Origin of the sequence: Limnothrix sp. FACHB-406 (assembly GCF_014698235.1) — a bacterium.
In the GTDB taxonomy this organism is placed as follows: domain Bacteria; phylum Cyanobacteriota; class Cyanobacteriia; order CACIAM-69d; family CACIAM-69d; genus CACIAM-69d.
Window position 1 is genome coordinate 149,561 of record NZ_JACJSP010000008.1, and the last position, 11,701, is coordinate 161,261.

9 protein-coding genes are annotated in these 11,701 nt (G+C 51.7%); all 9 read right to left on the reverse strand.

Going from position 1 to position 11,701, the window contains the following annotated elements; translation table 11 throughout:
* Positions 1–123: 123 nt before the first annotated feature.
* On the reverse strand, positions 124–912 hold the full coding sequence (locus H6G53_RS10370; protein WP_190529002.1) for a sirohydrochlorin chelatase: 789 nt from the start codon (positions 910–912) through the stop codon (positions 124–126).
* A gap of 33 nt (positions 913–945) precedes the next feature.
* The gene (gatA, locus tag H6G53_RS10375; RefSeq protein WP_190532642.1) at positions 946–2,409 is read right to left on the reverse strand and encodes an Asp-tRNA(Asn)/Glu-tRNA(Gln) amidotransferase subunit GatA; all 1,464 of its coding nucleotides are present in this window, start codon (positions 2,407–2,409) and stop codon (positions 946–948) included.
* A gap of 338 nt (positions 2,410–2,747) precedes the next feature.
* The gene (locus H6G53_RS10380; RefSeq protein WP_099535202.1) at positions 2,748–3,974 is read right to left on the reverse strand and encodes a pentapeptide repeat-containing protein; all 1,227 of its coding nucleotides are present in this window, start codon (positions 3,972–3,974) and stop codon (positions 2,748–2,750) included.
* 292 nt (positions 3,975–4,266) lie between these two features.
* Complete coding sequence (locus H6G53_RS10385) at positions 4,267–5,625, reverse strand: four-carbon acid sugar kinase family protein (protein WP_190532645.1); 1,359 nt, start codon at positions 5,623–5,625, stop codon at positions 4,267–4,269.
* A 130-nt stretch (positions 5,626–5,755) separates the two neighbouring features.
* Entirely contained in the window at positions 5,756–6,544 is a 789-nt protein-coding gene (locus H6G53_RS10390) for a sulfotransferase domain-containing protein (RefSeq protein ID WP_190353985.1), read from the reverse strand.
* A gap of 149 nt (positions 6,545–6,693) precedes the next feature.
* On the reverse strand, positions 6,694–7,812 hold the full coding sequence (locus H6G53_RS10395; protein ID WP_190532647.1) for a glycosyltransferase: 1,119 nt from the start codon (positions 7,810–7,812) through the stop codon (positions 6,694–6,696).
* Positions 7,813–7,824: 12 nt separating this feature from the next.
* The gene (locus H6G53_RS10400) at positions 7,825–8,934 is read right to left on the reverse strand and encodes a sulfotransferase family protein (RefSeq protein WP_190532650.1); all 1,110 of its coding nucleotides are present in this window, start codon (positions 8,932–8,934) and stop codon (positions 7,825–7,827) included.
* A 99-nt stretch (positions 8,935–9,033) separates the two neighbouring features.
* On the reverse strand, positions 9,034–10,470 hold the full coding sequence (locus H6G53_RS10405; protein ID WP_190532653.1) for an ABC transporter ATP-binding protein: 1,437 nt from the start codon (positions 10,468–10,470) through the stop codon (positions 9,034–9,036).
* A gap of 152 nt (positions 10,471–10,622) precedes the next feature.
* On the reverse strand, positions 10,623–11,429 hold the full coding sequence (locus H6G53_RS10410) for an ABC transporter permease (RefSeq protein ID WP_190532655.1): 807 nt from the start codon (positions 11,427–11,429) through the stop codon (positions 10,623–10,625).
* Positions 11,430–11,701 lie beyond the last annotated feature (272 nt).

An 11,701-nucleotide genomic window follows, 5' to 3' on the forward strand; every position in this document is an offset into this window, starting at 1 on the left:
ATTTTTTGAACAAACAATCGGGTTAGTCCTTGTGGCTAGCCCGATTTTGTTTTTCGCGTTTTGGTCTTGTTTTTGGTTGCTTGGACTTTGTTCCTCAAGGAATTGCTTTCCCAAGAAAAGCGTTCAGTCGTTGAGGTCGTCGAGCAACTGACTGGCCATGAGCCGAACCAAGGAGGCCGCCGGGCCGATCGGCTCCAGCCATTGCACATCCACATCGGTGTGATCGCGCTGCCAGCTATATACCTGCTCAAATAAGGCATCAGTGAGACTACCGGCAAACAGGAAATAGGGAAAGATGCCGATCGCCCGGTGGCCGGCAGCGGCAAACTCCGTGAGCCGATCGAGCAGCGTTGGGGCGATCGCCCAGTAAGCCAGCGTGATGCCCAGTTGCTCCGCCAACTGTTCCACCAATTGATTGCCCAGCGGGTTCCGGCTGCCATGGGCCACCAGCACCCAAGCCCGGCGCGGCAACTCCACCGCCACCTTGCGCCACTCCTCCGTCATGACCCGATCTAAGCCGGGCCATACGCCCAGGGGGGGATAGAGCTGCCATCGATCGCCCCATTGGGGCCCCATACTCTGGGTTGCTAAGGCCACTTCCTCGGGGACATCCACCGTGGCATGGACTCCCATCGACAAAAAGAGGGGAATGATTTCCACCCGCACCGCCCCGGCCGATCGCGCGCGTTGGGCGAACCCCACTAACTGTTGATGCAGCGGCGTGCTAGCCCCCTCCAACTGGGCCACAGCCACAATCGATCGCACGTTGGCCGCCGCCAGCGTTGCCGAAAGCCGACTCGCCAACAACTCCACCGCTTGACGGGGACGATGATCGCGACTGCCATGGGCTACTAACACCACAGCACGCAAAACCGGTCGCGAAGGATCGTTAATCGATCGGGGATAGCCCATGGAGTCTGTCGAAAACCGCTAAACGAAGCGTCATTAGTCGGGGGCGATCTCCGGTCGTTTCACATGCCAGTGAGTTGCCTGTTCATAAGCATGGGCCACTTCCAGCACCAAATCTTCCCGCAGCACATCGCCAATGATTTGCATCCCGATCGGCATCCCGTTGCGATCAAAGCCACAGGGCAAGCTCAGGGCAGGCAAGCCGGCCAAGTTCACCGGAATTGTCATCAAATCCGACAGGTACATGGACACCGGATCATCAGTCTTTTCACCCGCCTTGAAGGCCGTGGTTGGGGCCGTGGGCGAAATCAGCACATCCACCCTTGCAAAAGCTCGCTCAAAGTCTTGCTTAATCAGGGTGCGCACCTTTTGGGCCCGCAGGTAATAGGCATCGTAGTAACCCGCTGACAGGGCATAGGTCCCGATCGCAATCCGTCGTTTGACCTCGGAGCCAAATCCGGCGGCGCGGGTCTTTTCATACATCTCGAGCAGGTTCTCGCCGGGGGCCCGGAAACCATACTTCACCCCGTCATAACGCGCCAGGTTCGCTGAAGCTTCCGACGGCGCAATGATGTAGTAGGTTGGCAGCCCGTAGCGGAATCGGGGGCAGGAGACCACCTCAATTTCAGCACCCAGCTCCTGAAGCACCTTCAGGGCATCTTCAACGGCCTTTTCCACTTCCGCGTCCAGGCCAGCACCGAAGGTTTCTTGAATCACCCCTACCTTTAGCTTGCTCTTGGGGCGGAAATCCGGAAGCAGGCTTTTGGCATAGTTGGGAATCGGCACATTCAAACTGGTGGAATCTTTGGGGTCATAACCCGCGATCGTCCCCAGGAGCAGGGCCGTATCTTCCACCGATCGCCCAAAGGGCCCGACTTGATCCAGCGAAGAAGCAAAGGCCACCAGCCCATAGCGGGACACCAGACCATAGGTGGGTTTCAGGCCAACCACGCCACAGAAGGCAGCGGGCTGACGGATGGAGCCACCGGTATCAGAACCGATCGAGGCCAGGCATTGACCTGCTGCGACGGCCGCCGCCGACCCACCGGAGGAACCACCGGGCACGCGCTCCAAGTCCCAGGGGTTCGCCGTCACTTGAAAAGCGGAGTTTTCCGTGGAGCTGCCCATGGCAAACTCGTCCAGATTGGTCTTGCCGACCATCACCGCTCCCGCATCGAAGAGCTTTTGGGTCACGGTGGATTCGTAGGGCGGCACAAAGTTATCCAACATTTTGGACGCGCAGGTGGTGCGAATGCCGCGCGTACACATGTTGTCTTTGATGGCGATCGGGATGCCAGCTAGGGGGCCGATCGACTCGCCCGCTGCAATTTTGGCATCCACACGCTGGGCTTGCTCCAGGGCCAAATCAGCCGTGAGGGTCAAGAAACTCTTCACCCGTGGCTCGGTCTGGGCAATGTGGTCAAGCGCTTCGCGGGCGATCTCGACGGCCGAGCGCTCTTTGCGAACGAGTTGTTGGTGTAGCTCGCGGATGGATGCCATTGGGAATGCTTCAGGATGCGTAGAAAGGCTGCAAAATTCTCAGGCTTTCGGATGGATTAGGCAAGCGGCACAGCGCCCAATTGCATCAATTCGGGTCATCAATTGCGCCATCAACCAGATCTGACTAGGAGGTTAACAAGATCCGCTGGGCAACATTCTGACAATAATCGATGGAAAAAATAGGACGACTGCACAGATGGCCGTCTCTAGGATACCAAACCATTGTTGAACCCCCTGGCCCCAAAGGGGGTTCTGCGGGTGGTTTCTCCATTTCGGCCCCGGGGAAGTGGGCAACCAGGGATCGATCGCCCCGATCTCGCCCCTAGGGAACCTCGCCCCTAGGGAACCATGGGCAGATGCTGCACCCGCGACAGGGTTTGAGCGATCGCCCAAAGGCTATGGCAACTGGGTTCCTGTTCCGGGGGTGCTCCCTTGGCGGAAGGCTTGGGAGAAGGCAGGGCCGCTTGATAGGCCGTGCGCAGTTGCTGGAACACCGCCGCCCGATCGCGCGCCCCCGTGGCATCCAGCCGCACAACCAGCTCTCCGCTGGCCCGCTGCTCAAAAGACTGTAAGCCCAACTGTAAGTCGGGATTCACCGCACTCACGGATTGACAGGCACTCACAAAAGCAGACCAGTCAATTCCCTGGGGGAAAGTCCACTCGATCGCCATCAGCTCGTTGCGAACCGTTTGCTCAAATTCGCCGGGCATGAACGATCGGGTTCCTTCCGGCAGGCGATCGCCCCTCGTCAGGTACAGATAATCGCAAACCGCGTCACTGAGGGACGTTTCAGAATCAATTTCCCAGCCTTGGATGCAAGCCCCCGTCAGCACCGTTCCCATGAACCTTGCGCCCCTTGCTTCCACCTCCGTCAAATCCGCCGAAGACAGATTCGCTCGGGTGAAATCAGCCTTATTCAGCTTGGCTCCCGTCAAGGTCGCACTGGTCAGATTCGCGCCGGTTAACTGGGCACGCCACAGATCCGCCCCAATCAAAATGGCATCGGCAAAACTGCACTGGGCCAAGATGGCATCGCTAAAGTTGGCTTCCAGCAACTTTGATCGACTGAAATCCGTCCGACAAAGCACCGCATCCATAAAACTGGCGCGGCTGAGTTTGGCATCGGCCAAGCTCGCTTCGCTGAGGTCAGCCCCGATAAATTCCGCTTCGATCGGCTTCGATCGCCGCAAATCAGCCTTGCGCAAATTGGTTTCCACCAACTTGGCCCAAATCAAATCCGTATCGACCAAGATCGCTCCCTGCAAATTGGCCCGGGTCAAGTTTGCTTGGCCCAAATCCGCCCCGGTCAGGTTGGCCCCGGTTAAGTCTGCCCCCGAGAGATCTGCCCGAATTAGCTTGGCATGGCTCAGGTTCACCCCCTTGAGATCCACACCGCGCAGATCAATGCCACTGAGGTCGGGTTTCGCCTCCGACTGACGAGAGCGCCAGTGGTTCCAAGCGTTCACCCCTTTTTCCAAATGCACCAGCTCAGAATTAGCCCAGCGCCACTCACGTCTCGCGGTGGCGATCCGTTCAATCAGGGCAAGCCGTGGATTGTCAGTCAAGGTGTCCTCCTCAGTCGGATCATCGTCGATGGCAATTGCAAAAGGATGGGATCGGGGGATTTCAAAGAGATTTCAGGGTTTTGAGGCAAATTTAAACCTCCTGATTCTTTTTCTGTTGTACTTCAGTGCTCCGAGGCGTTGTTGGTGGGTCGGGCCCCTTCAATCGCCAGTCATGGGCGAGGAAATCTGGGCTAGCGCGACTGATCGCGCAAAAGCCGAACAGCACCTAAGCAGTCACTGAGCAGCTACTGAACTGTGATTGAACAGCAATCGCTCAGACCGAGAAATTGCACTAAATTTGGCTGAGGCGGCGATAGACCAATGCCAGCGCATTGGCATCGCCCACATTGCCCGGGAATAAGACCACGGGCAAGTTCGGAAACTGGGGATGATGGTCGGCGGTTTTGACGACGGAAACACCGGGCAAGATCTGGCCTAGCAGTCGAGCCGATCGCAAGGCTAAACCGTCGCTGAGGGTGTCGTTGGAGGTAATGCCCCCTTTGCTAATGAGGTAACCAATATCCTCCGGCAGCCCCCGCTCGATCGCCATCAGCAGGGCTGAGACTGCTTGCCCGAATTCCAAGCGAATGTCCACCGTCTCAAAGGTCAGCTCCTGGCGGCTGGTGTAGATCACAGGTGTTTTACCATCAGCACGCACCCGCTGCACCTCTGTCAACGCGCGATCGCACAGGCTAGCGGCAATGGCAGCGCGATCGGGCCCTTGCAGTTCTGCCACGGGCACTTCAATGCCCACCACCCCCGGCTCCGCCAGCAATTGCTGAAGCTGTTCGGTGGTTTTGCGCACATGGGAACCCACAATCGCCACTCCCGATCGCCCGTCTCGGACATACTGGGCCATGGCTTCAGCGGCCACCGGCTGGGGTGGCAGGGCCGCCAAAGCCGTCAGGATGCTAGCGGCCGATCGAAACAGGAATCGCTTCCCCTGGCTTGCCTGAGACAACAGGGCCGCCGCAAATTGATTTAAATCGGCCTGCATTTCCCCATCCACCACGCAGCATCGATTCCCGGTCAAGGCTTGCAGTCGTTGCTCCAGGGTCAGCCGATCGCCGCGCAAATCGGCCAATTGAAACCGCTCCACCTGGTCTGCGGGAATGCGCCCCGCCGTCTTTTCCGCCACGTAATCCGGCAAGTAGCTGTGGCGATAACCAAACACCGAATCGCGGGCAAATTCCGTCTCGTGGACAGGGGTATCCACACCGTTCACCTTCAGATAATGCACACTGTCGCGGGTGACGCGCCCCCCTTCAAAAAAGGCCGGAACCAGGAAATGAGCATCAAAGGGCCCCAACTCCTCCGCGATCGCGTCAGTCTCCACGGGGTAGTGGCCACGCAGGGTTGAGTCCGATCGGCTCACCACCAGCCAATCCGTCAGCGCCACTTGGGCGATCGCCTGCTTCAAATTACGACAAACCTCCCGCGTCACCGCGTCGGCCGCCTCCGCCGTCAAAGCCCGCGTATTAGTCAGCACAAATACAATTGGCGACGCATCCTCCAACCCCAAACAAAGGGTTTCCACATCCCAACGCATTAACAGCAAGCAACTATGAACCGTCTGGGATCCCGTTGGGTCATCGTCCAAAACAATAATTTTGGGCGCTTTGGTCTGGTCAGAGGGAGAGGCGCTAGACATTGCGGTTCGCTCAGGGAAAATCGCAAGACAACCTTTCTATTTTGCCTGCAATAGTCCTGAAAATCACGCTTTGCAGCAAGATGATGCTAGAGCTTAAATTTCTGAGCTGGTGATTAGCTTTTAATGGGTCTTATTCAATTAACCAATCTGATTGATTAGCAAACTCAGCTTGCCAAGTTTCTGGGAAATGCTGCTTTAGGTAATGCTTGAGATCTTGATTGGCTTCAAGAAATCGTGATTTAAGGCGCTCATAAATCACGAGATCCGGAGTGGGATAGTCACCAGCATTATATTTAGTAAATCCTGAAAACTCATGGGCTGGTAATCCTAGGAATTGCACAACTCGCGCCAGGGTTCCTTGGGGATGCTGGTAGAATTTTTCACTGTTCAGAATCAGCAGTTGATCAGATCCGAAGCGCGATCGCCAAGGTTCGAGCTGCTCGGCGTAGCGTCCCCGAGCCACATAGCTGTAATGCTGATAGGCATAGCTTTGATAGGCTGGATCAGATAGAAAACGATCGGCTTCGCCAGCCAAGCGCTCCGATTCCGCATTCAAAGCCGCTTCCAAGTCCAAAGATTCAAACTGCCACCGCACCTCATGGTAGTAGTGGGATAGGGCGCGATCGGCTGGATTTCGTAATAGAACAATAATTTTTAAGCTTGGATCAAATTCCCAAGCCCGTTGAGCCACCAAAGGATGAAAAATATAGTAGGGACTGGCTTCACCAGTCATTTCATGAGGTTCTGAATTGGCAGGGAACTGTTGCAGATACCAATCAATTCCCTGGTTCCACTGCAAATCGAAGAAATGGACTTCTTTAGTTGCTGCCGATTGAATTTGAGGATGTTGCAGCAAATATTGATACAGAGAAGTGGTTCCTCCCTTTTGCACACCAATAATTAAAAAGCTAGGCTTCATACTAAACTAGTTTCTTGAAACTACTTGTGACTAAAATGGTTGATGAGTTAGGAATTTTTCTGATTTCAACCTGGCAATCAGCTTTGAGTTAATGAATAGACTCTTCAAAGAATTGATTGGTCAAAAATTGATCAAAAATCAACCCAAAACTAGTTAAGCATTAGACCACGTTTAAGCCGTCTTTTAAGCCGTTGCCACCAGGACATTTGTGCCGTTATTCGGGTTGATTCGAGGGTGGTAGACATTTGCTGAAGTTGCATTTGTTGCGCTTGAATTTGCTCTGACTGAGCCGCACAATGTACAAGCAGGCGATCGAGTTCTGCTTTCAGAAACGATTGCGATTGTCGCAACTCAGCTAACTCAGCCAGGTGACTGACTTGGCGATCGCGCAACTGTTGCAGTCGATCGCGCTCTAAGGTTAACGCCTCTTGAGCATCCAACAAATCATTTTGCAGCCGCTCACACTCAATCACCGCCGCTAGTCTTTCCGCCTCCTTGCCCGCAAATACCGCTGGAAAATGTGTTGCGTAAAGCTTGGCATGTTTGGCACAAATATATTCAAACAGGCGCGATCGTTGCTCGGGAATATTGCAACCGCTGACCATCGAAGCCGGGCGACAACGATAGGCAAACCCCACCGCTTCCAAGTGCAAAAACTGCCAGCCCCGTTCAGCAATACTAAGCCAAAAATCCCAGTCTTCATAGCCCAATTGATCGGGAATTTTGGAGTCATAACCGCCAATGTCTGACCAGATTGAGCGACGAAACACCGCACAGGCATCGATCGCATTACCGCGCAGCAGCAAATCCACTGAAAATCGAGGCACTTGCACCAACCCAGATTCGGCTCCAAATCGCTCTAGGTTGCCATAAACGACACCCACTTCCGGATGTTGTTCTAACAGTTCGATCGCCCGAGTCAGGTATGGAAGCTTGACACAATTGTCCGCATCCAAGGGCAAAATATGACAACCTTTTGCTGCTCGAATTCCACAGTTTCTGGCCGCCGATAAACCCTGGTTTTCCTGGTCAATAACTTGATAGCCCTGAGCTTTCAGAACTGAGAGTTGCTCAAGAGTCAGTGGATCCGTTGAGCCATCATTCACAACAATAATTTCCCAATGACTCCCACCACAGCTTTCCACACTGGCGATCGCCTCATTCAGAAATTCGCCATGGTTGTAGCAGGGAATCACCACAGATAACAGCACTGGCTTTTCAACAACCGTAGGAATCACAAATTCCTGTTGAGGCATACCTGAGTTCATGATCTAATCGCCCTACACAAACTTGGCTTTCAGACGTTTCAAAGCTTGCTGTATCCGCCAACCTTTAGATTGCTCAACCGTTTTGAGCTGCGCTCGCATCTGATCTAGTTTTTCCGCAAACTGCTGAGATAGTTGATGCATTTCCTGTTGATGGCGAAAATTATTCTGAATCAAGCAACCATGCAGGGCCAACACAGCACGTTCTGGCGGTACACCGTCATAAATTGGTGGATTGTCATCAATACTGGGCGCAACAGTGACCCAATCCGGCATAGAACTGGATAGATCTGCTGCTTGATCTAAGGCTTTTAAGAGTGAAAAGTATCGCGGCGCAATTGTATAGAGCGATCGCGCCAGCGGGTAATCCCAACCCAAGCTTGCAAACAGTTTAGGGTCAAAAATTTGAGAAAGAACTTCGGGTTCAGCTTGATCTGCTTGAATAGCTAAGTTCAGCTTAGTTTGTAGTAGCTTTAGCCCAGTTTTTGGGTTTTCTAAAAAAGCGTTGACATTAATCAGTAAACTTTGGTCTTGATGTTTTTCATAAAAACGCAGGAGCGATCGATTGTAAATATACCAACTTCGTAGCGCATAATCGGGGTTTGCCACGAATGTTGGATGATTGACTCGCAACACTGAATCTGCCACATCCCAAGGGAATCGATACACCAGCAGATAGCGAGCATTGGGCAATAAATCAGCCCAAAAATCTAAGAGCAGCGTTGTTCTCGGGTCTTTCCATCCCCACAATCCTTGACTCGATCGACTAGCAATTAAAGCTTTAGCATCCGGCAGATAAGCATCCAGATTTTGTAAATTGAGCTGCTCGCTTTCCGTCCAGCCCCAATCTGGCCAACCCAGATCATTCGCAGGCGATCGCTCCTGCAAAATTCGGCGTTGAAATTCTAGAAAATCAATATCCTCAAAATAGCCCTTGGCATTATGAATATCGCCATCTAACAGGCGATCGCCCAAATCTACACCGAGCGCTCCCACTACCGCCGTCATCAGAGAAGTGCCCGATCGATGCATTCCTGCCACAATCAGCGGCATGTTATTGGGCAGTAAATTTTCAGATCCCGAATGAGCCATAACCATTAACAAATAAATCAACAGATGAATCAAAAAAACTATGGCAATGCTTCCAGTAGGATGCAAATTGCCCCATGGGTTAAATGATTCAGAAAAATGTCAATCCTTAAACCAATTAAACCTTCAAAACCCTCACGGTTCTGAAGCCTTGAGCGGCAATGTCACGGCAGATGCAGGCCCCGCATAAACCGTCACATCAGGATCCACTACCCAATCAATAATGCCACTGGCATGGGAAAAATCTTCCACTTGCACCTTAAACATGGCCGCATCAATCCAGCGATCTAAATAACCAAAATGCCCATCAATTGTTCCAGAAACTCCAGCATTCATAAAGTAAGCACCTGCATTTAACAGGCACTTAAATCGAAATTTGACCTTGGCAACCGAGCCAGCTTTCACCTGCTCGATCGCAAAGTTACGCCCCACCAACGATGCGCCACCTAACTCCAAGCCGCTCACAGTTTTAATGAGCATTCCGAAGCGCACTTGCGTCACATCTTGCTCAAATTTCACGGTGTAAGTGTACAGATACTCATCCCGACCAACAAGATAGTTCACCACCTCGCCATTTAAAGTTGTAATTTTTGGATCCTGAATCTTCGCGCCCCGAGAAATATAGGCGATTGTCTGTGGCGGCTGCATCTGAGCATCAAAGTAGGCCTTAAGCCGAGTTGTTCCCAGGTGCTTCTGCGGAGTCCGGGGCGCAACCGGTTGCAGTAGATCCGTTGAAGCTGCCATGCTTTCAATAATAGTCAGTTCTTTGTGGCTAAAAACATTAGCTTCTGAGCCGTTTAAGCGCCGAATTTCTTCTCGTAGCTCCTGAGCTTTATTGGGTGGAGCGTAGCTAAGTTTTTGATACTTATCAACAACTAATTTCGGATTACCATCTAATAGCAATTCACCACGATCTAGCAAGATAGCGCGATCGCACAACTCAATAATTGTCGATGCTCCATGAGAAACAAAGAGAATCGTTCCCCCTGCATCTCGCACTGAATGAATCTTCGCAAAACACTTTCGCTGAAAAGCCTCATCTCCTACAGAGAGAGCTTCATCAACCACCAAAATATCAGGATCCGAATGAATGGCAACGGCAAATGCTAGCCGTACAAACATGCCACTCGAGTAAGTTTTGACTGGCTCATCTAAAAATTCGCCAATATCTGCAAATGCAGCGATTTGGTCAAACTTTGCCTCCACTTCTCGGCGTGACAGACCCAACATTTGGGCATTGAAAAATACATTTTGCCGACCCGTAAATTCTGGGTTAAAGCCGCTTCCTAACTCCAAAAGTGCGGAAATTCGCCCCTGCACTTGCACAGAACCACTGGAGGGCTGCAACGTTCCCACAACCATCTGTAAGGTTGTACTTTTCCCAGAACCGTTTCGGCCCACAATGCCTAAGGTTTGTCCTCGGGGAACCTCAAGGTTGAGATCTTTAACCGCCCAAAACGCATTCGCTTGCTGACGATTTGGTAACAGCAACTCCTTTAGGCGATCGACCGGCTTCGCATACCGCTGAAACGACTTAGAAACACTCTGAAGCGAAATAACAATATCGTTCATTAGGGCTAAGGACAGTCAGACTCCAACCAAGGATAGTTACCAGATCTTCGCACCGCGACACAGATCCGGTAAACCGCGAATTTGCAGGTTCCAAACACCTTAGCAGAAACTACTCAGCATTGATGCATTCACCCGGTCGGATCCAGCATCTCCTAAAGCACATCCGCAAACCCTGGCCGCAACCGGCGATAAACCCAACGCCCCACAACATAAGCCACGAGCGAATAACCAACCGTTGCCAGCCATTCTCCCCAATGCGTGATTTGCCCTGTAATAGCCAGCTCTCGGTAAATTTCAACGACTACCGCAGCCGGATTCAGCCACAACAACCAATCACGCCACTCAGCCGGCACAGCCGAGAGTGGATAAACAATTGGGGTCAAATAAAACAGCATACTCAGCACAACCAGTAAAGACTGTGCTAAATCTCGAATAAAAACCGTTAAGCCAGCAACCAGATAACTCAGCCCGATCGTCAGCAACAGTTGTGGAATCCAAATCAACGGCATCAAAATTAAAGTTAACTGTAGTTCCTGGTGACTTACTGCTAACATCGCCACCAAAAGCAGAAACCCTGCAAAGCTCTCCATAAATGCAGACAGTACAGGAACAAGGGGTAATAACCCCAAAGGAAAAACAACCTTCTTAACTAGATTCGGTTGGGTTAAAACAACCGTAGACGCTTGAACAAGCGCATTCGTAATCGCAGTCCAGGGCAATAGTCCCGCGTAGAGCCATAGACCAAACGTAAAGCTATTTGAATCAACTCCAACGAGATTGAGCTTAACTTTGAGAACAATTGAAAAAACATAGGTATAAATAAAAATTTGGGAAATTTGATGGGCGATCGTCCACAAATTTCCCAAACTTGATCCTTTATATTTAGCCTCCAAGTCTCGAACAACTAGAGCACGCAACAACCCTAATTGCTTAACTTGCTGATCGCTGAGTAATAACATTATCAATCATCTCTGAACAACACAGACCGGGACTGCTACAGCCTACGGTACAGACTAGCTCAGTTTATTTTCTTATTAAAGAGAACCAAGAAAGTCTCAAAATTGGTCAAATCTCATCATTCATTAAACATCGCTAAAAAAGGGAAGGGGTTCTAGGTAATAACCTAGAAACCCCCTCCCCTCTCTTCAATTATTAACCTGGCATCGAGCTATTTTCGCAGGGGGCTACCCCCCAACTATCGTCGCCGTAACAGCGTTTCACAACCGAGTTC

What these genes read in the sequence shown, in the direction of transcription:
- H6G53_RS10405 (WP_190532653.1), bottom strand. Translation starts at nt 10,470, where the DNA reads ATGAACGATATTGTTATTTCGCTTCAGAGTGTTTCTAAGTCGTTTCAG.
- H6G53_RS10390 (WP_190353985.1), bottom strand. Translation starts at nt 6,544, where the DNA reads ATGAAGCCTAGCTTTTTAATTATTGGTGTGCAAAAGGGAGGAACCACT.
- H6G53_RS10385 (WP_190532645.1), bottom strand. Translation starts at nt 5,625, where the DNA reads ATGTCTAGCGCCTCTCCCTCTGACCAGACCAAAGCGCCCAAAATTATT.
- H6G53_RS10370 (WP_190529002.1), bottom strand. Translation starts at nt 912, where the DNA reads ATGGGCTATCCCCGATCGATTAACGATCCTTCGCGACCGGTTTTGCGT.
- H6G53_RS10395 (WP_190532647.1), bottom strand. Translation starts at nt 7,812, where the DNA reads ATGAACTCAGGTATGCCTCAACAGGAATTTGTGATTCCTACGGTTGTT.
- gatA (WP_190532642.1), bottom strand. Translation starts at nt 2,409, where the DNA reads ATGGCATCCATCCGCGAGCTACACCAACAACTCGTTCGCAAAGAGCGC.
- H6G53_RS10410 (WP_190532655.1), bottom strand. Translation starts at nt 11,429, where the DNA reads ATGTTATTACTCAGCGATCAGCAAGTTAAGCAATTAGGGTTGTTGCGT.